The organism is Streptomyces sp. NPDC004788, from assembly GCF_053601115.1.
The window spans coordinates 1-20,123 of sequence record NZ_JBSGBF010000126.1; the positions used below are offsets into that span (position 1 = coordinate 1).

A 20,123-nucleotide genomic window follows, 5' to 3' on the forward strand; every position below is an offset into this window, starting at 1 on the left:
GCGGGGCCCCCTTCGGCGTACCTACGGCCCTTCGGCGTACCTACGGCCCTTCGGCGTACCTACGGCCCTTCGGCGTACCTACGGCCCTTCGGCGTACCTACGGCCCTTCGGCGTACCCACGGCCCTTCGGCGTACCTACGGTCTTTCCAGGGTCACCAGGAAGCCGTGCGCCGGGCCGACGTTGCCCGCCGCGTCCACCGTGCGGTACTCGACCGTGTGGGTGCCGTAGTCGGGCGTCGCGTCGTCCCACGGCACCGCCCGGCTGCGGCCCAGCTTCCCGTAGACGAGGTCGTCGATCACCGTGCCCGAGGGCGAGAAGCGGAACGGCGCCGCCGCGTCCGTCGGCCAGCCGAAGTACGTGTACCAGCCGTCGCCGTCCACCCGGAACTGGCTCACCACGGCGCCCTTCCGGTCGTCCCGCGCGGTCAGCCGCATCGTGAACGCGGCGTCGTAGACGTACTCGACGGGCCGGCCCGGCCGGCTCACCGTGCGCAACGGCTTCGACAGCTCGTACGAGACCGCGGCCGGAGTCGCGTCCACCGTCCACGCCAACTCCCGGCCCGTACCCGGGATCCGGGCGGTCAGGGTGTGCGTGCCGGCGGAGAGGTGCAGTGAACCCAGCTCCAGGTCACGGTCGTTGCCCGGGTTCGGCACCGTACGGCCGTCGAGCTTCCAGCGCACGGCGAGGGTCCGGCGTACCGGATGGGTGGTGTCGGCGTGGACCACGGACCGCGCGCCGACCGGGGCCGCGGTCGCCGTGTGCCCGGTGAACTCAGCACCGGTGGAGGGGATTTCGGGCGTGGTCAGCGCCGGATCCACGGCCCAGGTCACGGTACGGGTCAGGGCCGCCGAGGCGCGCACGGCGGGGTCGCGGACGAACGGGGTCGGGTCGGTGACGGTCGCCGTCAGCGTGTGCGTACGCCCCGGGGTCGGGTCACCGAGGTCGAGATCGCGCAGGTCGACCGTGCGGGCGCCGCCGGTGCGCAGCACGCGCCCGTCGAGCCGCCATTCCACGGCCAGTTCACCGCCCAGCGGATGCATCGTGTCCACCCACACCGTCCGGTCGGCCCCGATCGGCGCCGCGTTCGGGGTGTGGTCCTGGACCAGGTCCACCTTGGCCGAGATCGCCCGCACCATGACCTCGCGCTCCACCTGGTCGAAGGCGTAGCCCAGCGTCTTCATCATGGAGTGCCGGCTGGGTCGCCAGACGCCCTTGGTGGTGTAGAGGCCGCCCTCGTAGCGGCCGATGACTCCGCCGGACTCGCTCGGCTCGCCCAGCCAGCGCCACCACTTGGCCTGCTGCTCGCGCATCTGGTCTTCGGTCAGGAGCGTGTGGTGGACGGAGGACGGCTCGCCGCCCTCGTACCTGCCGCCCGGGGTCCCGCGGCCGTAGTAGTCGTACTCGTCCTGGAGGCCGCCCAGCGAATGGCCGATCTCGTGCGGGGTGATCAGCGCCGACAGGGCGTTGCCGCCGGACGCGGTCGCGTAACCGCCGCCCGCCCCGCCGTAGGTGGAGCTGTTGGCGAGCGCCACGATCTGCCGGTTGGCGCGACCGGTGCCGGGCACCAGGTCGGCGTACCCGGCGGCCTTGCCGCTGTCGACCGTGAGCAGCCGCTGCACGCTGCCCGGATTGCAGCCGCCCCAGAAACCCATGTCGAGCGCGGTGTCCCGGGCCGGCGCGTCGAGCCCCGGATCGCAGTCCACGCCCGAGTCCTTCGACGGCACCTCCACCGCCCACACGTTGAGGTACGAGCGGTAGGAGGCGAACGGTTCGACGCTCCACAGCGTGCTCAGATGCCGCTCCACGTCCGCCCGGAACTTCGGCAGCTCCGCCGTCGTGTACCCGTCGCCGAGCAGCACCAGGTTGAACCGCTTCTCCGCCGGACCCGTGACCTGGACGGGCACGACGGTGGCCCCGCCGGCCTCGGCACGGGCCGGCGTGCCGACGGCCGCGGTCCCCGTGGTCACGAGTCCCGCGGCCAGCAGACAGCCCGCGGCCAGCCGGGCCACCCCGCTTCGAAAGTGCGCGCGTCGCCGGTGAGTCATGGGGCGCGAGCCTAGGGCGCGCCCCCGGCGTCGTAAAGATGTTCGTCAGTCGTCCATCTCAGCGACGTAGATAGGCCAGTCCCTCGTGCTCGGCGGTGTAGCCGTCGACCAGCTTGCGGGCCACCGTCACCGAGTCGACGAGCGGATGCAGTGCGAAGGCCTTCACCGCCGTCGCCCGCGAACCGCTCTCCGCCGCCGCGAGCGCCTCGCGCTCCACGGCCTTCACCGCCGTCACCAGACCCACCGCGTGGTACGGCAGCGGATCCACCGACACCGGGTGGGCACCGGCCGCGTCGACGAAGCACGGCACCTCGATGACGGCGTCCGCGTCGAGGACCGAAAGGGTGTGCCGGTTGCGGACGTTGAGGATCAGCGTGGCCCGCTCGTTGCGCGCGATGGCCCGCATCAGGGCGAGCGCCACCTTCTCGTAGCCGCCCGACTCCAGGTCCTCCTCGGCGCGGTCGCCGACCCCGGCCGCCTCCCGGTTGTGCGCCATGTAGGTCGCCTCCCGGTCGGCGAGCGTGCGCTGCCAGGCGGAGAGGGCCGCGGTGTCCGGCTTCTCCATCTCCTCGTAGAAACCGGCCTGCTGGTCCAGGAGATAGGCGCCGCGGGTCTTCTCCGCCTCCCGGTAGGCGCGGACCGCCTCACGGTTGAAGTAGTAGTAGTGCAGGTACTCGTTGGGGATCGCACCGAGCGAGCGCAGCCACTCCGTCCCGAAGAGCTTCCCCTCCTCGAACGAGCCGAGCAGCCGCTCGTCCTCGAAGAGCCGCGGCAGTATGTCATGTCCGCCGACCCTCAACCCCCGCAGCCAGCCGAGGTGGTTGAGGCCCACGTAGTCGATCCACGCCTCGCGCGGGTCGGCGCCGAGCACCCGCGCCACCCGGCGGCCGAGCCCCACCGGCGAGTCGCAGATGCCGACCACCCGGTCGCCGAGGATCCGCGACATGGCCTCCGTGACCATGCCGGCGGGGTTGGTGAAGTTGATGACCCAGGCGTCCGGGGCGAGTTCGGCGATCCGCCGCGCGATGTGCGTCACGACGGGCAGCGTCCGCAGCCCGTACGCGATGCCGCCGGCACCGACCGTCTCCTGGCCGAGCACGCCCTCGGCCAGCGCGATCCGCTCGTCCGCGGCGCGGCCCGCGAGCCCGCCCACCCGGATCGCCGAGAACACGAAGTCCGCGCCACGCAGTGCCTCGTCGAGATCCGTCGTCGCGCTCACCACCGGCGCGTCCGGGACCCCTCGGGCCTGCTCGGCGAGCACCCGGGCGATCGCCGACAGGCGCCCGGAGTCCAGGTCGAACAGCGTGACATGAGTGACCCGCCCCTCGGCGTGGTCGCCGAGCAGGGCGCCGTACACGAGCGGCACCCGGAATCCGCCGCCTCCGAGAATCGTCAGTTTCATGGTCGTACGCTACCGGGATGCACGTACTGAGCAGCAGGATTCTGCTCCGCCCGACCGATCCCGAACGGTCCCGCCGCTTCTACGGCGAGACGCTCGGCCTGGCGGTCTTCCGCGAGTTCGGCACCGGACCGGAGCGCGGCACCGTCTACTTCCTCGGCGGCGGCTTCCTCGAACTCTCCGGCCGCGCCACCGCCCCGCCCGCCGACCGGTCCGTCCGCTTCTGGCTCCAGGTCGCCGACGTCCGGGCCGCCCACGAGGAGCTGTGCGGCCGCCCGGACGTCCGGGTGCTGCGCGAGCCGGTCCTGGAACCGTGGGGCCTGGTCGAGATGTGGCTCGCGGACCCGGACGGACACGAGATCGCCGTGGTGGAGGTGCCCGCCGGGCATCCGCTGCGCAGCCGCCCTACGCTCTGAACCGACGAGAGATCCGGCTCAGTGCTCGCACAGCGAGAACTCGCGCTCGTACAGCTGCTCGTTGTGCTCGTCGACGAAGAACTTCCGCTCCCGCATGAGCTGCTCGCGGTACTCCTTCGCCTGCTCCAGCGTCATGGTCGAGGTTTCGGACCACGGCTGCTGCGGGGGCACGTCGGACGTCGAGACGATCCTTTCCGACGGGTCGACCAGGAAGAACGCCAGGATCTTGCGGTGTCCCGGGCGGCTGGGGTCCTTGAGGCGGAACGAGCCGACGCGGTGCTGCAGAACGTTGGGGAACGCGAGGCAGCGGCCCGCCGGGGTCGACGCCGATCCCAGCGCCTGGTTCAGCGCGTCCTCGTTCTCCAGACCGTACACCTCCCGCACGCCGTCGTCGTCGCTCTGCTCGTACTCGGGGTCGTCGAGTGCCGTCCGGAAGCTCAGCCGGCTCTCGGTGATGTTCTCGCTGTCCCAGTAGTAGATGCCGGTCGAGACGATCCGCTCGTTCAGCATCCCCTCGACGTGCCAGGAACCGCCCCCGTACTCCGGCTTCTCCGGAGTGAGGTGGATGGTGGCCAGCTTCACGATGACCTGGAGACGGCGGCCGCGCAGGTCGACCCGGGCGGACGCGTCGGGCGACGCGGGCGGGACGAAGTCCGGGGCGTCCGGGACGGTCGGGGTGCGGTGGTCGTACCAGGTGTCGTGGGCCTCCGACCATGCCTCGTACGCCTCCTGGTACGCCGTCGGGTCGTCGTAGTCGGCCTTCTTCGGGTACTCCGGCTCGTCCTCGTACCAGCCGTAGGGGTCGACTTCGATCCGCGGCGGGCGCGGATGGCGCAGATCCGTCAGCACCTTCTCCCACAGAGGGCGGAAGCGGGCCAACAGGTCCGGCAGGACGGCGACCAGGTCCTGGTGGGTCTCGGGATGGACGTTGTTGACGTAGGAACGGAGGGCGACCTCGCCGTCGTCGGTGACGTCGACGTCCGTGGGAAGCCACTGGAACTTCTCCGAGAACTCGTACTTCGCGTAGTGGTTCGTCGGGTTCTCCCAGGCCCGCTCGGGCGCTGCGCTGACGTCCCGCACCAGGCAGAACAGCGAAGGGTGGACCAGGTCGAGGACCTGGCCGTCGGACCCGGGGTGCCAGTCCTTCTCCTCCTCCGGGACCTCTTCCAGGACCCGGACCGCCTCGCGCAGCCGCGACCTGAGCCCGTCGTCGACCAGAGTGTCCGACTGCCACACCCCGTCGACGCCGGACACCTCGATGCCGGTGCGCTCATCCCGCAGCGTGGCGTAGTGCCGCAGTTCGTCGAGCACGTAACGGACCTGAGCCTCGGTGAGACCCTGGGCGACCGCTTCACGCGTCCATCGGGCGACGATCTCGGGATCGTTCATCTTGTCGTACCAGCCGGACTTCTCCCGGATGTGCGCGCTGCACTGCATCATCTCGAGTTCCCGCAGTGTCCGGGGCGGCGCGAGCCGTATGGAGCGGGTCGACTCGAAGGGCAGCGGGAAGGCGGAAAGCTCAGTCAATTGTCCTGGTCCTTGCGGTCGGTGTGGAGGCGGGAAGAATACGTCAGCGGACTGACAACGCCGCCGTGCTCCCGCTCAGGGACCCCGGCTGACCGGTCAAGATCGTTTGTGGGCAGAATGCCCGTATGGTGACAACGAACATGCCCTTAACGGCAGTGCTCGACGATGCCCCGGCGATCAGCGGCGCGCTGGCCCGGGCCTTCGACGACGACCCGATGATGCGCTGGTTCTTCCCCGATGACGCCACCCGCGAGGCGACACTGGGGCGTTACTTCTCCACGATCTTCACCCGGCAGTACGCCGTCAACGGCGTCTGCGAGCGCACGGCCGACGCGGCCGCCTTCTGGGTGCCGGCCGACGCCCAGGAGAAGGCCGTGCCCGACGCCGGGACCATCCAGGAGCTGCTCGGCATCCTGGGCGACCGCGCCGGACTGTTCCGCGAGGCCGTCGAGACGGCCGCCCGGCACACCCCGCAGGAGCCGCACTGGTCCCTGGCCCTCATCGGCGCCGACCCCGCCGCCCAGGGCACCGGCCAGGGCGCCGCGCTGCTGCGCTCGGGCCTCGCCAAGGCCGACGCGACGGGCCTGCCGGTCTATCTGGAGTCCTCGAAGGCCGCCAACCTCCCGGTCTACGAGCACTTCGGCTTCACCGTCCGCGAGGAGTTCGAGCTCCCCGGCGGCGGCCCCGTCCTCTGGTCGATGTGGCGCGACCCGCGCTGACCTTCCGACCCGGCACCTGGCGGGGCGGGCGGCCGGCGGCGCGCGACAATGAGCGCATGTCCCGACGCAAGACCCGCCCCGCCCGTACGGCCCGCCCCGCAGCCGCGCCGGCCGTGACCGCCGAGTCCCCGTGCCCCTGCGGCCTCGACGCCGCCTACGCCGCGTGCTGCGGCCGCTTCCACACCGGCCCCGCCACCGCCCCGACGGCCGAGCTGCTGATGCGCTCGCGCTACAGCGCCTTCGTCGTCCGCGACGAGGCGTACCTGCTGCGCACCTGGGCGCCGCAGACGCGGCCCGGGGACGTCGACTTCGACCCGGCGATGCGGTGGACCGGCCTGGAGATCGAGGAGACCGGCGACGGCACGGCCTTCCACCAGCAGGGGACGGTGACCTTCCGGGCCCGCTTCACCCACGGCGGGAAGCCGGGCGAGCTGCACGAGCGGAGCCGGTTCGCACGGCACGAGGGGGCGTGGGTGTACGTGGACGGGGACTTCCTGGACTGAGTCCGGGGCGTCGTGGGGATCCCGGATCCCGGATCCCGGATCCAAAATCCTGGATCACGGATCCAAAATCCTGGATCACGGATCCAAAATCCTGGACATCGGATCGCATCACCGCGCCGCCGCGCCCACCACCTCCCGCCCCTCCCGCGGCAGCCCCTGCGCCAGGTCCTCCGCGATCAGCTTCTTCGCGATGGCGTCCGTCGCCGCCCGCAGCTCCGGGCCGCTCGGGCGGCCGCGCTCCTGCTCGATGCGGTCGGAGAGCCAGTCGCCCCACGCCTTGGTGATGACGTCGGCCTCGCGCTTGCCCGCCGGGGTGTGGGACAGCAGATTGCCGTGCCGGGTCAGGAAGCCCTCGTCGACCATCCGGTCGAAGACCGGCAGCAGCACCTCGGGCGGCACCCGGCGGCCGGTCGAGATCAGGCCCAGGCTGGCGTGGCCGACGGTGCGGGTGAACAGCTCGACCTGCATGACGGCCCACGCGCCGGCGATGTCGAGCCGGGTGTCGGAGGCGTCGACGATGCGCCGCGCGGTGTCGTAGTCGGTGCGCCGGATGATCCGGCCGACGGCCAGTTCGAGCAGCTTGGCCGAGTCGCCGGTGGTGGTGGGGGAGGCGAAGCCCTCGCCCATGTCGGTGGAGGAGGAGCGGACGGTGTCGCGGAGCGCGACCTGTTTGAGGAAGAGCGACACCACGAAGCCGACGCCGGCCACCGGCACGGTCCACAGGAAGACGGTCTGCAGGGTGTCCGAGTACGCCTGCACGATCGGCGCCGCCACCGGGTCGGGCAGCCGGTGCAGACCGGCCGGGCTCTGCGCGGCCCGCGCCACGCCCGCCGGCGGCAGGCCGAGGCGGGCGGCGATCGCGGAGGCGCGGGCGATGCCCTCGGTCAGGTTGGGCTTGAGGGAGTTGGTGTAGATGGTGCCGAAGACGGCGGTGCCGAAGGAGCTGCCGAGCGTGCGGAAGAAGGTGACGCCCGAGGTGGCGGTGCCCAGGTCCGCGTAGTCGACGGTGTTCTGCACGGCGATGGTGAGGACCTGCATGCACAGGCCGATGCCGACGCCGAGCACGAACATGTAGAGCGAGGCCAGCCAGGTGCCGGTGCTCGGTTCGAGCAGGGAGAGCAGATAGAGCCCGAGCCCCATCACCAGCGTGCCGACGATCGGGAAGATCCGGTACTGGCCGGTCTTGCTGACCACGTTGCCGCTGAAGACGGAGGCGATGAGCAGGCCGACGACCATCGGCAGGGTGCGGATGCCGGAGATGGTGGCCGAGTCCCCGTCGACGTACTGGAGGTACGTCGGCAGGAAGGTCATCGCGCCGAGCATCGCGAAGCCGACGATGAAGCTGAGCACCGAGCAGACGGTGAAGACCGGGTTGCGGAACAGCCGCATCGGGAGCATCGGTTCGACCGCCCGGGTCTCCACCCAGCAGAACAGCCCGAGGGCGACGAGCCCGCCGGCGAAGAGACCGATGATGACGCCCGAGCCCCACGCGTACTCGTTGCCGCCCCAACTCGTGGCCAGGATCAGGGCACTGGAGCCGACCGCGACGAGGGCGATGCCCAGGTAGTCGATGACGGGGCGGCTCGCGGAGCGTACGGAGGGGATGGAGCGGGCGGCGGCGATGACGACGAGGATCGCGATGGGGACGTTCACGTAGAACGCCCAGCGCCAGGTCAGATGGTCGGTGAACAGGCCGCCGAGCAGCGGTCCGATGACCGTCGAGACGCCGAACACGGCGCCGATCGCGCCCTGGTACTTGCCGCGTTCGCGCAGCGGGATGACGTCGGCGATCAGCGCCATCGAGGTGACCATGAGACCGCCGGCGCCGATGCCCTGGAGGCCGCGCCAGATGATCAGCAGCGTCATGTTGGTGGCGAGACCGCACAGGAACGAGCCGGTGATGAAGACGATCGCGGAGATCTGGAAGATCACCTTGCGCCCGAACAGGTCGCCGAACTTGCCGACCAGGACCGTCGCGACCGTCTCCGCGAGCAGGTACGCGGTGACCACCCACGACATGTGCGCGGCGCCGCCCAGGTCCGAGACGATCGTGGGAAGGGCGGTGCCCACGATGGTCTGGTCGAGCGCGGCCAGGAGCACGCCGAGCATGATCGTGCCGAAGACGATGTTGCGGCGGCGGCTGTCGAGCACCGGGGGCTCGGCGGCCGGGGGTGCGGGCGCTGCTTCGCTGGTGGTCGTCACTCTGGCAGAGTCACACCGGCGGCCTTGTCCCGCATGCGGAGTACACCCGAACCGGTGCGGAGGTACGGATCAAGGCCGAAAACGACCGCGGCCACCGTCGGAGGGTCACATCCCCGGGCGCACCGGCAGCTTCGGGTGGTGCTTGGCGAGGATCTTGTTGGCGCGGGCGAGCGCGGCGAGGGCGTGCTCGCGGTCGGCCCGGTCCTCCGCGCACAGCGGCCCGCGGAAGCGGTACACCTCGCGCGCCGCGCAGTCGGCGTCGACCTCGGCCTGGAGCACGTGCAGCGGCAGGCAGGCCCCGATCAGCGCGGCGACACGGTCGGGGATCGGCACGGGGACGAGGGGCGAGGGCGAGGCGATCACGGTCGGTCCTTGTGGGGGTCGTGGGGCGGCGGGAGGGTTTCTCCCTGCCATGCTCCTTCCATACGTACCGGATCCCGGTGCCGGTTCGACGACGCCCCTGTCACCGCCGGGCAACAGCCGCACGTCCCCTTCGGCGAGCCGTACGGACCGCATCGTGGACGCCCCGCGCGTTCCCGCAGGTGCGCACGGGTACGCCTGTCGGATCGCTCGTCAGTTCATCGAACAGCAAGGCGAGAAAAGGTCGTTGTCGCCGCATCCGGTGTGGGGCATCTCACGCCCGCCGCCAACCGCCTCATCGCGGAGTGGATCTACGAGCGGCTCCGCGAGCGGTGCCACGAGCGGTTCCGTGAGTGGTGCTACGAGAGGACCTCGCCGAGGTCGTACGAGACGGGTTCCTCCAACTGCCCGTAGCCGCAGGACGCCGGCGTGCGGTCCGGGCGCCAGCGCTTGAACTGGGCCGTGTGCCGGAAGCGGTCGCCCTCCATGTGGTCGTACCCGACCTCGCAGACCCGCTCCGGGCGCAGCGCCACCCACGACAGGTCCTTCTTCCCCGACCAGCGGCTCGGCGCGCCCGGAAGCCGGGACGACTCGTGCGCCGACTCGTCGGTCCAGGCCGCCCACGGGTGCCCGTCCGGCGGGTCCATGCGCAGCGGCTCCAGCTCCTCGACCAGCTCGGCCCGCCGCTTGGCGGTGAACGCCGCGCACACGCCGACGTGCTGGAGGGTGCCCCCGTCGTCGTACAGGCCGAGCAGCAGCGAGCCGACCACCGGCCCGCTCTTGTGGAAGCGATATCCGGCCACGACGACATCGGCCGTGCGCTCGTGCTTGATCTTGAACATCAGGCGTTCGTCCGGCCGGTACGGCAGATCGAGCGGCTTGGCGATCACGCCGTCCAGGCCCGCGCCCTCGTACTGCTCGAACCAGCGCGCGGCGAGCGCCGCGTCGGTGGTGGCGGGCGCGAGGTGGACGGGGGCGTCCACCCCGGCGAGCGCACGCTCCAGGGCGGCCCGTCGCTCGGTGAGCGGGGTGTCGAGGAGGGCCTCGTCGTCGAGGGCGAGCAGGTCGAAGGCGATGAACCGGGACGGGGTCTTCTCCGCCAGCATCCGCACCCGCGACTCGGCCGGGTGGATCCGCTCGGTGAGCCGGTCGAAGTCGAGCCGGCCGTCGTGCTCGATGACGATCTCGCCGTCGACGACACAGCGTTCGGGCAGCCGCGCGAGCAGGGCCTCGGCGAGCTCGGGGAAGTAGCGGGTCAGCGGCTTGCCGGTGCGGCTGCCGATGAAGAGTTCCGGGCCGTCGCGGTGCACGATCGCGCGGAAGCCGTCCCACTTGGCCTCGTACTGCATCCCCGGCGGGATCTTCTTGACGGCCTTCGCCAGCATCGGCTTGACGGGCGGCATCACCGGCAGGTCCATGCGGCGATTCTAGGAAGGATTCACCCACTGTGCCCCGATATGCGCGGTATGGGCGGTCGGCCTAGGCTGACCGCCATGGCAGGCAAGGCGGCAGCGGTGGAGCTCCAGGTCGGCGACCGGACCGTACGTGTCTCCAACCCGGACAAGGTGTACTTCCCGGAGCCCGGCTACACCAAGCTCGACATGGTCGACTACTACCTGGCCGTCGGCGACGGCATCACCCGCGCGCTGCGCGACCGGCCCACCACCCTGGAGCGCTACCCCGACGGAGTGACGGGCGAGTCCTTCTTCCAGAAGCGCGCCCCCAAGTACCTGCCGGACTGGATCCCGACGGCCCACATCACCTTCCCCAGTGGCCGGTCCGCCGACGAGATGTGCCCCACCGAGCCGGCCGCGGTGCTGTGGGCGGCCAATCTGGGCGCGGTCACCTTCCACCCCTGGCCGGTACGGCGCGAGGACACCGACCACCCCGACGAGCTGCGCCTGGACCTCGACCCCCAACCCGGCACCGACTACGCCGACGCCGTCCGCGCCGCCCACGAGCTGCGCGCGGTCCTCGACGAGCACGGGCTGCGCGGCTGGCCGAAGACCTCCGGCGGGCGCGGCCTGCACGTCTTCGTGCCGATTCTGCCCAAGTGGACGTTCACGCAGGTCAGGCGGGCCGCCATCGCCTGCGGCCGGGAGCTGGAGCGGCGGATGCCGGAGCGGGTCACCATCAGGTGGTGGAAGGAGGAGCGCGGCGAGCGGATCTTCCTCGACTACAACCAGACCGCCCGCGACCGCACCATCGCCTCCGCCTACTCCGTACGCCCCCGCCCGCACGCCCCGGTCTCCGCGCCGCTGCGCTGGGAGGAGATCGACGACGCCGTCCCGCGCGACTTCGACATCCGTACGATGCCGGCTCGGTACGCCGAACTCGGCGACGTGCACGCCGACATGGACGCCGAACGGTTCAGCCTGGAGTCCCTGCTGGAGCTGGCGCGGCGGGACGAGGCCGAGCACGGCCTGGGCGACCTGCCCTATCCGCCGGAGTACCCGAAGATGCCGGGCGAGCCGAAGCGGGTGCAGCCGAGCCGGGCGAAGAAGGAGTAGCGAAGGAGGAGGAGCGAAGAAGGAGCAGCGAAGGAGGAGGAGCGAAGGAGGAGCAGCGGACGCGTCGTCCGGGCCACGGCCCGCGGGAACAGCCCGCGTCGCACGTCCGGGCCCCGGCCCCGCGTCACGGCTCCGCGATCCGCCGTTCGCCGGGCGGGAGCAGCAGCACCTCCAGGGCCCGCGCGCAGCTCCACGCCTGGGCCAGGAACCAGTCGAGCCGGGCATCGGTGAGCACCGACGGCGCCGCCCGCACCGCGAGCGCGAACCGTGCCTGCCCGGCCCGGTCCAGGACGGGCACCGCGACCGTACGGACGCCGAGCCCCGGCTCGCCGTCGTCCAGGACGTAGCCACGCTCCCGTACCCGTACCGACTCCTCGTCCGGTTCCGTGCCACCCGGCCAGGCGAGCAGCACCCTGCCCGGGGCCGTCGAGCGCAGCGGTCGCCGCAGCCCCGTTCTCGGGGTGACCGGGCCGCCCGCGACGATCACCGCGTACGGGCCGCTGCGCAGCGCCAGATCGACGCCGGCGCCGGTCCGCGCGGCCAGATCGCCCAGTTCGGGCGCGGCCAGGTGCAGTCCGCGCTGGTGGTACGAGAGGCGGCCGAGCTCGGTCACGGCCGGACCGAGCCGGTAGCGGGCGGTGCGCGGGTCCTGCTCCAGGAAGCCGGCCGAGAGCAGCGTCCGGGCCAGGCGGTGCGCGGTCGACGTCGAAAGCCCGAGCCGGCGGGCGAGGTCCGAGGCGCTGAGGTCCGGCCCGTTGTCGTGGAAGCAGTGCAGGACGTCGAGCGCCCGGCGGACGGCCTGGGCCCCCGCCGGCGCGGCCGTGGTACGGGCTCCGGTACCGGTACCGGTGTCGACGTCGGCTTCGGTGGTCATGCGGGTGGCTCCCCCTCGCTGATCGTCGCGGTCTCGGCGATCGGCCACCACGCTCCCATATGACGGGAGCCGGACGGGCCGGTGAGCGGGACCGGCAACACGGCGTTCATGCGTTCCCGGGGGGAGGGAGAGGAGGACGGACGGTGGCCGAAACGCTACGGCAGGTGCTCGGCGCGCCGCGTTGATCGGACGTTGATGGCGCGTTTAGGGCTACGGGACAGGCTGCTGCCATGCAGACCGACACGATGCCCTCCGCCCCGACGACCCTCATGGCCCCCGACCTCTCCTGGCAGGAGAACGCGCTGTGCGCCCAGGCGGGCCCGGAGTTCTTCTTCCCGGCGCCCGGCTCCTCGACCCGCGAGGCGAAGCTGCTGTGCGGGGCCTGCGAGGGCCGGGTGGCGTGCCTGGAGTACGCGCTCGCGCACGACGAGCGGTTCGGGGTGTGGGGCGGGCTCTCCGAGAAGGAGCGCATCCGGCTCAAGCGCCGCCGCGGCTGACGGGCCCGGCCCGCGGGCCCGTCGCCCTGCGCCCGGGAGCCCGTCATCCGGGCTCGCCGCTTCTGCTTCTATGTACGCCCGGCCCGCTGCTCGTCGTACGGTCAGCCCGCCGCGCGGGACGCCATCCGCGCCTTGCGCGCCGCGAGACGCTCGTCGAACTTGCTCGCCTCGCCGTCCAGGCCGTCCATGTAGAGCCCCAGCTCCTCCTGGGCCTGCAGACCCTCCGGGCCGAGCCCGTCGATCTGGAGGACCTTGAGGAAGCGCAGCACCGGCTGGAGCACGTCGTCGTGGTGGATGCGCAGGTTGTAGATCTCGCCGATCGCCATCTGGGCCGCCGCGCGCTCGAAGCCGGGCATGCCGTGGCCGGGCATCCGGAAGTTGACGACGACGTCCCGCACCGCCTGCATCGTGAGGTCGGGGGCGATCTCGAAGGCCGCGCCCAGCAGGTTGCGGTAGAAGATCATGTGCAGGTTCTCGTCGAGCGCGATGCGGGCGAGCATGCGGTCGCAGACCGGGTCGCCGGACTGGTGTCCGGTGTTGCGGTGCGAGATGCGGGTGGCGAGCTCCTGGAAGGCGACGTACGCGACCGAGTGAAGCATCGAGTGCCGGTTGTCCGACTCGAACCCCTCGCTCATGTGTGCCATGCGGAAACGTTCCAGCTCGTCCGGGTCGACCGCGCGCGAGGCCAGCAGGTAGTCACGCATCACGATGCCGTGACGGCCCTCCTCGGCGGTCCAGCGGTGCACCCAGGTGCCCCAGGCGCCGTCGCGGCCGAAGAGGCTGGCGATCTCGTGGTGGTAACTGGGCAGGTTGTCCTCGGTGAGCAGGTTCACCACGAGCGCGACCCGGCCGATGTCGGTGACCTTGGACTGGGAGCGGTCCCACGCCTCGCCGTCCTCGAAGAAGCCGGGGAAGTTGCGGGCGTCCGACCACGGCACGTACTCGTGCGGCATCCAGTCCTTGGTGACCTTCAGGTGCCGGTTGAGCTCCTTCTCGACGACCTCCTCCAGGGCGTACAGGAGTCGTGCGTCGGTCCACCCGGCGGAACTGGAGAGGTGGGGGGAGGTGAGCGTCACGGGAACTCCTGGGGACGGAGAAGGGCATACGGAACTACCTACGTCTACGTAGGTTACGAGACCGTAGGTTAAGGGCCGGATAAGGGGGTGGCCAAGCCCGTCCCGCTGGGAGAGACCCGGCTCACCCCCTGTCGCCCCGTGGTTGACCTGCTGTGACGACGCGGAGTCCCGTGTTTCAGTTCACCGTTGTCGTCCCCTCCGTCACCCCCTTAGCCGTCACCGACGCCGTTTCCTCCGCCGTCACCGACGCCGTTTCCTCCGCCGTCTCCGGTGCCGGCTCGTCCGCCGTTACTGACGCCGGCTCGTCCGCCGTGAAGTCACCGGTCCGCACCGCCTCGGCCGTCGTCGGCCGCAGCTCCCCGTCGAGCCGCACCCAGCGGGTGATCCCGAGCGACTCCAGGAACGGCACGTCGTGGCTCGCCACGATCAGTGCGCCCTCGAACGCGTCGAGCGCGGCCGTCAGGCTCCGCACCGACGCCATGTCCAGGTTGTTCGTCGGCTCGTCGAGCATCAGCAGCTGCGGCGCAGGCTCGGCGAGCAGCAGCGCGGCGAGCGTCGCGCGGAAGCGCTCGCCGCCCGACAGCGTTCCCGCCGGCCGGTCGGCGCGGGCGCCCCGGAACAGGAACCGGGCAAGGCGCGCCCGGATCTCGTTGGCCGTCGCCGCCGGCGCGAACCGCGCCACGTTCTGCACCACGCTCAGCTCGTCGTCGAGGACGTCGAGCCGCTGCGGCAGGAAGCGCAGCGGAACCCGCACTGCCGACTCGCCCGCCACCGGCGCCAGTTCACCCGCGATCGTCCGCAGCAGCGTCGTCTTCCCGGCCCCGTTCCGGCCGACCAGCGCCACCCGCTCCGGGCCCCGCAGCTCGAACTCCCCGCCGACCCGCCCCCCGTACGGCAGCTCCAGGTCGCGGAGGAGCAGCACGCCCCGCCCCGGATGGACCACCGTGCGCGGCAGCTCGATGCGGATCTCGTCGTCGTCCCGCACCGCCTCCACCGCCGCGTCGAGCCGCGACCGCGCCTCGGCCAGCCGGTCGACGTGCAGCGCGCGGTGCTTGGCCGACGACACCTCGGCGGCGGCCTTGCGGTTGTTGGCCACGATCCTCGGCACGACCTTGTTCTCGTAGCTCTTCTGCCCGTAGCGCTTGCGCCGCGCCAACTTCACCTGGGCGTCCACGAGTTCGCGCTTCTGGCGCTGTACGTCGGCCTCGGCGACCCGCACCATCCGCTCGGCCGCCTCCTGTTCGGCCGCGAGCGCCTCCTGGTAGTCCGACCACGCGCCGCCGTACCAGGCGACCTCACCGTCCCGCAGATCGGCGATCTGGTCGACGCGCTCCAGGAGTTCACGGTCGTGGCTCACCACGACGAGCACTCCCGACCAGGCGTCCACCGCCTCGTACAGCCGTCGCCGGGCGACCAGGTCGAGGTTGTTCGTCGGCTCGTCGAGCAGCAGCACGTCCGGCCGGGCGAGCAGCAGCGCGGCGAGCCGCAGCAGCACGGACTCGCCGCCGGAGATCTCGCCGATCGTGCGGTCCAGGCCGATGTGCCCGAGCCCGAGCTGGTCGAGCACGGCGAGCGCCCGCTCCTCCACGTCCCAGTCGTCGCCGACGGCCGCGAAGTGCTCCTCCGAGGCGTCGCCGGACTCGATGGCGTGCAGCGCCGCCCGCGTCGCCTCGATGCCGAGGACCCGGTCGACCGGCAGGCCGGTGTGCAGCACCAGGTTCTGCGGGAGATAGCCGAGTTCACCGGCGACCCGGACCGAGCCTTCGGCCGGGGTGAGCTCGCCGGCGATCAGCTTGAGCAGGGTCGACTTCCCGGAGCCGTTCAGACCGACGAGACCGGTCCGGCCGGGGCCGACGGCCAGCCGGAAGTCGTCCAGGACGGCGGTGCCGTCCGGCCAGGAGAAGGAGAGGTTCGTGCAGGTGATGAAAGTGGGGCGAGTCGCCATAGGGGCCTCCCGGTTGCGAAGCGTGGAACAGGGCAACGCGTGAGACACCGGGACGCGGGCGGCAGTCCTGAAGCGGAGCGGCCGAGGGGATCAACCCGGGGCGGCTGCGGATCGGAGCGGCGCTCGTACGCCGAGGTCGAGGACGGCACACGCGGCGGCGGGGCGGCACGCGCGGCACGGTGTCTCGAACCTCAGACGAGCAACGGCCTTCTCCGATCGGGCGACAACAGGGCCACGGAGAACGTTACGGAGCGGGGAGAAGGAGCCGCAAACGATTTACTGCGAGCCCCTTTCCAGGGGCCTCTCTCCGGGGGCCTCTCTCCGAGGAGCTCAGGGCTTCAGGGGCCTCAGGGCCTTACGGGCTAGGGGTGCTCTTCGAGCAGCTGCGCGAGGTTCCCGTCCCAGTCCAGGTACTGGTTCTCGCGGCCGCGCGGCACCAGATGCTGCGAGCGCTCCAGGAAACTGCGCAGCTCGGAGGTCCGGACGTGCACCATGGCCACGCCCTCGGGCGCGTGGAACTCGACCACCGTGCGGTCGTACCCGTACGGCCGCAGCCGGACGTCCCCGACGCCCGCCGGGCCCTCCACGCCCTCCGCGAGCAGCTCGCGCGCGAAGGCCCAGGACACCTCGACCCCCTCCAGGGTGGCCGGCGGCGGGAACGCCATGCTCACGGCGTACGGGTCCTCGCGGTCGTACCGAAGGGTGGCGGCGACCGACTCCATGCGGGGCGCGGACGCCACCAGACGGGCCTGCACGGCCTGCTCGATCACGGTGGGCATGGGGCAAGGCCTCCTGTCGCGCGGCTGCGTTCTCCTGCGTCTCCCTGACACAGGGAGAGACGAACCGCGGGGCCGGTTCGTGCACCGGAGGGGTACGTGAGCTGTGTCACCGCGCGGCGGTGGAGCCCGTCGACGCCGGTCGGCGAGGCCAGTCAGCGGGGCGGGGCGAGGCGGGTCAGCGGGTCTCGGCCCGGTCGAAGTCGCCGCCCGCGCAGGGGCCCGAGTGGTCGCAGTACGGCTGGTTGCCGGAGGACCCGCAGCCGCACAGCACCGCCCGCGTCTCGTGCCGCTCGCCCGCCTCCCCGCCGGCCTGAACGAGGAGGTCGCCGCGCATCACGAGCCGTCCGTCGGGCATCCGGCGCACGGTGGTGGGCACGTCCCCGGTCTCGTCGGGCTCCGCGGAGACCTCGGCCGGGCGGTACTGGAGCGCGCCGGACGGGCAGCGGCGGACCACCTCGGCGACCGACGCGGGGTCGGCCTGGTCGGGCCGCACCCAGGGGCGCTGCTCCAGGTCGAAGACGCCCGGCAGGCCGCGGACGCATTCGGCGGCGTGCAGACAGCGGCGCGGCTCGAAGGTGACGGTGATGCCCTCGCCGTCGTACTCCTTGAGCTTCGGCTTCTCACCCGGGACGGGCTCGGTCGTGCGGTCCGTCATGGGAACCAGCCTAGGAACGGCGCGGCCGGCACGCACTCTGGACGGGATCACCCTCGTGGGCTAGCTTCCGGCGCCATGACGTCCATGGGGAAGACGAGACGAATGATGTCCGCGGGAGCGGCCGCGGGACTGGCGGGGGCGGCGCTCGCCATGACCCTGACCGGCCCGGCCGCCGCGCACGAGCGGACGCCGGGGGAGCGGACGGAGGCGAAGGGGGCGCCGGGGGAGTGGCGGCTGACCGGGACCGGGACGGACGTGCGCTTCCGGGGCCTGGCCGCGGTGAACCGGTCGGTCGCCTGGGCGGCCGGGTCCAAGGGAACGGTGCTGCGGACCACCGACGGCGGGAAGAGCTGGCGAAACGTCTCTCCGGCCGGGGCCGGGGAGCTGGAGTTCCGCGACGTGGAGGCGTTCGACGCCCGGCGGGCCGTGGTCCTGGCGATCGGCGAGGGCGAGGCGTCGCGGGTCTTCCGGACGGAGGACGGCGGGGCGACCTGGACGGAGTCCTTCCGCAACACCGACCCGCGGGCCTTCTACGACTGCATGACCTTCTTCGACCAGCGGCACGGGCTCGCCATGAGCGACCCGGTGGACGGCAGGTACCGCATCCTCTCCACCCGCGACGGCGGCCGCTCCTGGCAGGTCCTGCCCGGCGACGGCATGCCGGCCGCGCAGCCCGGCGAGGCCGGCTTCGCGGCGAGCGGCCAGTGTCTGGTGTCGGCCGGGCCGCGCGACGTGTGGCTGGCGACGGGCGGCGGGGCCACCGGACGGGTGCTGCACTCGGCGGACCGGGGGCTGACCTGGACCGCGACCGAGACCACGATCCCGGCGGGCGAGGGCGCCAAGGGCGTCTTCGGGCTCGCCTTCCGTGACCGCCGGCATGGCATCGCGGTCGGCGGCGACTACCGCAAGGACCAGCCCTCGCCGCGGGCCGCCGCCGTCACCGGCGACGCCGGCCGGACCTGGACCGCGTCCGCCACCCCGCCGCCCGCCTACCGCTCGGGCGTCGCCTGGCTCCCGCACACGAGGTCCACCGCCCTCGCGGTCGGCCCCACCGGCACCGACCTCACCACCGACGGCGGCCGCACCTGGCGCACGGTGGACCCCGGCTCGTACGACACGGTCACCTGCACCGCCGACGGCGCCTGCTGGGCCTCCGGCGAGAAGGGCCGCGTCGCCCGGATGGTTCTGGACTGAGGCGTCAGGCGGGCAACTCGTCCCGGAACGCCGCGTCATAGGGTCCTCACCATGACGATCATCGAGATTCCCGCCGGGTGGCCCGCCGACGAGGACGCGGCCCTTGCCGTGCAGGAGGAGTTGCGGCAGCGGCTCGTGCTGGACGAGGAAGGGCCCCGGGCCGGTGAGGGGAACGTGACCGGGGTCGACGTCGCGTACGACGACGAACGGGATCTCGTCGCCGCCGCGGCCGTCGTGCTCGACGGGAGGACCCTGGAGGTCGTGGAGGAGACGACGGCCGTCGGACGGGTGTCGTTTCCCTATGTGCCCGGGCTGTTGGCGTTCCGGGAGATTCCCACGGTGCTGGCCGCGCTAGGGCGGCTCGGCGCCGATCCGGGGCTGCTCGTGTGCGACGGGTACGGGGTCGCGCACCCGCGTCGCTTCGGGCTCGCGAGCCATCTCGGGGTGCTCACCGGGCTGCCGTCGATCGGAGTCGCCAAGAACCCGTTCACCTTCACCTACAGGCAACCCGGGCCGGAGCGGGGCGAGTTCAGCGCGCTCGTAGCCGAGGGCGAGACCGTCGGGCGGTCCCTGCGCACCCGGGCCGGGGTCAAGCCGGTCTTCGTCTCCGTCGGGCACCGCGTGTCCCTGGACCGGGCCTGCGCGCACACCTTGCACCTGAGCCCCCGCTACCGCCTGCCCGAGACCACCCGGCACGCGGACGCGCTCTGCCGCCGTGCCCTCGCCGAGGCACTCGACACCCGGGCCGGGTGACGGGTGCTGCCGGGACGGACCGGACGGACGGGACGGCTGGGACGGCTGAGTACCTGTACGGATACCAACCCGTGACCAAGGAGCGGCAAAGTGGGGGCATGACATCCCCCGGCACCACTCGTCCCACCCCGATCGGCACCCTGCAGTGCGTCGTCCTGGACTGCCCCGACGTGCTGGAACTCGCCGGCTTCTACCAGCGGTTGCTGGGCGGCGAGATCAACCGTCCCGACCCCCGGTGGGCCGTCGGCGACGCCTGGGCCACCCTGCACCCCGCGTCCGGGGCCGCCCCGGTGCTCGCGTTCCAGGGCGTGGCCGACCACCGCCCGGCGGTGTGGGGCGCGCCGGAGCAGCAGTTCCACATCGACGTGCGGGTCGAGGACCTGGCCGCCGCGCACGAGGCGGTGCTCGCGCTCGGCGCCTGGCGGCTCGACGAGGCGGCGGGAGAGGACCGGCCCTGGCGCATCTACGCCGACCCGGCCGGTCACCCCTTCTGCCTGATCAAGGCCTGATTCAGGTCTGATCAAGCCCCTGATCAGACCCTGCCCCGGGTCTGATCGAACCCCGGCCCGGGCTTGCCTCAGACGCTGACCCGGGCCTGATCGAACCCCGGGTCGGGCCTGCCTCAGGCCCGACCCGGGGCTGATCCGTACGGTGCGACAGGGGCGCGC

19 protein-coding genes are annotated in these 20,123 nt (G+C 72.1%); 8 read left to right on the forward strand and 11 right to left on the reverse strand.

Going from position 1 to position 20,123, the window contains the following annotated elements; genetic code table 11:
• Positions 1–135: 135 nt before the first annotated feature.
• Both ACWEJX_RS34115 and ACWEJX_RS34120 read right to left on the reverse strand, forming a co-directional pair.
• Complete coding sequence (locus tag ACWEJX_RS34115) at positions 136–2,046, reverse strand: M64 family metallopeptidase (protein WP_451611291.1); 1,911 nt, start codon at positions 2,044–2,046, stop codon at positions 136–138.
• Between the two features lie 58 nt (positions 2,047–2,104).
• Positions 2,105–3,448 (reverse strand): 6-phospho-beta-glucosidase, encoded by a 1,344-nt coding sequence (locus ACWEJX_RS34120; protein WP_451611292.1) that lies wholly within the window; start codon positions 3,446–3,448, stop codon positions 2,105–2,107.
• A gap of 17 nt (positions 3,449–3,465) precedes the next feature.
• Here ACWEJX_RS34120 and ACWEJX_RS34125 point away from each other — a divergent pair, with 17 nt between their 5' ends.
• On the forward strand, positions 3,466–3,861 hold the full coding sequence (locus ACWEJX_RS34125) for a VOC family protein (protein ID WP_451611293.1): 396 nt from the start codon (positions 3,466–3,468) through the stop codon (positions 3,859–3,861).
• Positions 3,862–3,879: 18 nt separating this feature from the next.
• Here ACWEJX_RS34125 and ACWEJX_RS34130 read toward each other — a convergent pair whose 3' ends face one another.
• Positions 3,880–5,388: a DUF4246 domain-containing protein gene (locus tag ACWEJX_RS34130; RefSeq protein ID WP_451611294.1), complete on the reverse strand. Its 1,509-nt coding sequence runs from the start codon at positions 5,386–5,388 to the stop codon at positions 3,880–3,882.
• 125 nt (positions 5,389–5,513) lie between these two features.
• On the opposite strand from ACWEJX_RS34130, the gene ACWEJX_RS34135 reads away from it, so the two are divergent.
• Complete coding sequence (locus ACWEJX_RS34135) at positions 5,514–6,107, forward strand: GNAT family N-acetyltransferase (protein ID WP_451611295.1); 594 nt, start codon at positions 5,514–5,516, stop codon at positions 6,105–6,107.
• 56 nt (positions 6,108–6,163) lie between these two features.
• Positions 6,164–6,610, forward strand: a complete 447-nt coding sequence (locus ACWEJX_RS34140; protein WP_451611296.1) for a YchJ family protein — start codon at positions 6,164–6,166, stop codon at positions 6,608–6,610.
• Between the two features lie 108 nt (positions 6,611–6,718).
• Here the strand turns inward: ACWEJX_RS34140 and ACWEJX_RS34145 are convergent, their stop codons facing one another.
• The 3 genes from ACWEJX_RS34145 to ACWEJX_RS34155 form a co-directional block, all read right to left on the reverse strand.
• On the reverse strand, positions 6,719–8,812 hold the full coding sequence (locus tag ACWEJX_RS34145) for an MDR family MFS transporter (protein WP_451611297.1): 2,094 nt from the start codon (positions 8,810–8,812) through the stop codon (positions 6,719–6,721).
• A 105-nt stretch (positions 8,813–8,917) separates the two neighbouring features.
• The gene (locus ACWEJX_RS34150) at positions 8,918–9,175 is read right to left on the reverse strand and encodes a hypothetical protein (RefSeq protein WP_403789683.1); all 258 of its coding nucleotides are present in this window, start codon (positions 9,173–9,175) and stop codon (positions 8,918–8,920) included.
• Between the two features lie 356 nt (positions 9,176–9,531).
• Positions 9,532–10,590: an ATP-dependent DNA ligase gene (locus ACWEJX_RS34155; RefSeq protein WP_451611298.1), complete on the reverse strand. Its 1,059-nt coding sequence runs from the start codon at positions 10,588–10,590 to the stop codon at positions 9,532–9,534.
• A 75-nt stretch (positions 10,591–10,665) separates the two neighbouring features.
• Here ACWEJX_RS34155 and ligD point away from each other — a divergent pair, with 75 nt between their 5' ends.
• On the forward strand, positions 10,666–11,682 hold the full coding sequence (gene ligD / locus ACWEJX_RS34160; RefSeq protein WP_451611299.1) for a non-homologous end-joining DNA ligase: 1,017 nt from the start codon (positions 10,666–10,668) through the stop codon (positions 11,680–11,682).
• Positions 11,683–11,806: 124 nt separating this feature from the next.
• Here the strand turns inward: ligD and ACWEJX_RS34165 are convergent, their stop codons facing one another.
• The gene (locus tag ACWEJX_RS34165; protein ID WP_451611300.1) at positions 11,807–12,556 is read right to left on the reverse strand and encodes an IclR family transcriptional regulator; all 750 of its coding nucleotides are present in this window, start codon (positions 12,554–12,556) and stop codon (positions 11,807–11,809) included.
• 230 nt (positions 12,557–12,786) lie between these two features.
• Between ACWEJX_RS34165 and ACWEJX_RS34170 the strand changes: the two genes are divergently transcribed.
• Positions 12,787–13,053 carry a WhiB family transcriptional regulator gene (locus ACWEJX_RS34170; protein WP_451611301.1) on the forward strand — a complete coding sequence of 89 codons (267 nt, stop codon included), beginning with the start codon at positions 12,787–12,789 and terminating at the stop codon, positions 13,051–13,053.
• Positions 13,054–13,154: 101 nt separating this feature from the next.
• Here the strand turns inward: ACWEJX_RS34170 and ACWEJX_RS34175 are convergent, their stop codons facing one another.
• From ACWEJX_RS34175 to ACWEJX_RS34190, 4 genes are all read right to left on the reverse strand, one after another.
• Positions 13,155–14,129 carry an acyl-ACP desaturase gene (locus tag ACWEJX_RS34175; protein ID WP_451611302.1) on the reverse strand — a complete coding sequence of 325 codons (975 nt, stop codon included), beginning with the start codon at positions 14,127–14,129 and terminating at the stop codon, positions 13,155–13,157.
• 175 nt (positions 14,130–14,304) lie between these two features.
• Positions 14,305–16,074, reverse strand: a complete 1,770-nt coding sequence (locus tag ACWEJX_RS34180; RefSeq protein ID WP_451611303.1) for an ABC-F family ATP-binding cassette domain-containing protein — start codon at positions 16,072–16,074, stop codon at positions 14,305–14,307.
• A gap of 362 nt (positions 16,075–16,436) precedes the next feature.
• The gene (locus ACWEJX_RS34185; RefSeq protein WP_403789690.1) at positions 16,437–16,853 is read right to left on the reverse strand and encodes a spore wall synthesis regulator SsgD; all 417 of its coding nucleotides are present in this window, start codon (positions 16,851–16,853) and stop codon (positions 16,437–16,439) included.
• 175 nt (positions 16,854–17,028) lie between these two features.
• A complete protein-coding gene (locus ACWEJX_RS34190) occupies positions 17,029–17,508 on the reverse strand; it encodes a (4Fe-4S)-binding protein (protein WP_451611304.1) in 480 nt (159 codons plus the stop codon).
• 75 nt (positions 17,509–17,583) lie between these two features.
• Here ACWEJX_RS34190 and ACWEJX_RS34195 point away from each other — a divergent pair, with 75 nt between their 5' ends.
• The 3 genes from ACWEJX_RS34195 (at position 17,584) to ACWEJX_RS34205 (ending at position 19,964) form a co-directional block, all read left to right on the forward strand.
• Complete coding sequence (locus ACWEJX_RS34195) at positions 17,584–18,702, forward strand: WD40/YVTN/BNR-like repeat-containing protein (protein ID WP_451611305.1); 1,119 nt, start codon at positions 17,584–17,586, stop codon at positions 18,700–18,702.
• A 51-nt stretch (positions 18,703–18,753) separates the two neighbouring features.
• Entirely contained in the window at positions 18,754–19,455 is a 702-nt protein-coding gene (locus ACWEJX_RS34200; protein WP_451611306.1) for an endonuclease V, read from the forward strand.
• Positions 19,456–19,553: 98 nt separating this feature from the next.
• Positions 19,554–19,964 carry a VOC family protein gene (locus ACWEJX_RS34205; protein ID WP_451611307.1) on the forward strand — a complete coding sequence of 137 codons (411 nt, stop codon included), beginning with the start codon at positions 19,554–19,556 and terminating at the stop codon, positions 19,962–19,964.
• Positions 19,965–20,123 lie beyond the last annotated feature (159 nt).

Excerpts from the sequence above, each read along its gene's own strand:
- ACWEJX_RS34115 (WP_451611291.1), bottom strand. The coding sequence starts at position 2,046 with ATGACTCACCGGCGACGCGCGCACTTTCGAAGCGGGGTGGCCCGGCTG.
- ACWEJX_RS34120 (WP_451611292.1), bottom strand. The coding sequence starts at position 3,448 with ATGAAACTGACGATTCTCGGAGGCGGCGGATTCCGGGTGCCGCTCGTG.
- ACWEJX_RS34125 (WP_451611293.1), top strand. The coding sequence starts at position 3,466 with ATGCACGTACTGAGCAGCAGGATTCTGCTCCGCCCGACCGATCCCGAA.
- ACWEJX_RS34135 (WP_451611295.1), top strand. The coding sequence starts at position 5,514 with ATGGTGACAACGAACATGCCCTTAACGGCAGTGCTCGACGATGCCCCG.
- ACWEJX_RS34140 (WP_451611296.1), top strand. The coding sequence starts at position 6,164 with ATGTCCCGACGCAAGACCCGCCCCGCCCGTACGGCCCGCCCCGCAGCC.
- ACWEJX_RS34155 (WP_451611298.1), bottom strand. The coding sequence starts at position 10,590 with ATGGACCTGCCGGTGATGCCGCCCGTCAAGCCGATGCTGGCGAAGGCC.
- ligD (WP_451611299.1), top strand. The coding sequence starts at position 10,666 with ATGGCAGGCAAGGCGGCAGCGGTGGAGCTCCAGGTCGGCGACCGGACC.
- ACWEJX_RS34165 (WP_451611300.1), bottom strand. The coding sequence starts at position 12,556 with ATGACCACCGAAGCCGACGTCGACACCGGTACCGGTACCGGAGCCCGT.
- ACWEJX_RS34170 (WP_451611301.1), top strand. The coding sequence starts at position 12,787 with ATGCAGACCGACACGATGCCCTCCGCCCCGACGACCCTCATGGCCCCC.
- ACWEJX_RS34180 (WP_451611303.1), bottom strand. The coding sequence starts at position 16,074 with ATGGCGACTCGCCCCACTTTCATCACCTGCACGAACCTCTCCTTCTCC.
- ACWEJX_RS34185 (WP_403789690.1), bottom strand. The coding sequence starts at position 16,853 with ATGCCCACCGTGATCGAGCAGGCCGTGCAGGCCCGTCTGGTGGCGTCC.
- ACWEJX_RS34190 (WP_451611304.1), bottom strand. The coding sequence starts at position 17,508 with ATGACGGACCGCACGACCGAGCCCGTCCCGGGTGAGAAGCCGAAGCTC.
- ACWEJX_RS34195 (WP_451611305.1), top strand. The coding sequence starts at position 17,584 with ATGACGTCCATGGGGAAGACGAGACGAATGATGTCCGCGGGAGCGGCC.
- ACWEJX_RS34200 (WP_451611306.1), top strand. The coding sequence starts at position 18,754 with ATGACGATCATCGAGATTCCCGCCGGGTGGCCCGCCGACGAGGACGCG.
- ACWEJX_RS34205 (WP_451611307.1), top strand. The coding sequence starts at position 19,554 with ATGACATCCCCCGGCACCACTCGTCCCACCCCGATCGGCACCCTGCAG.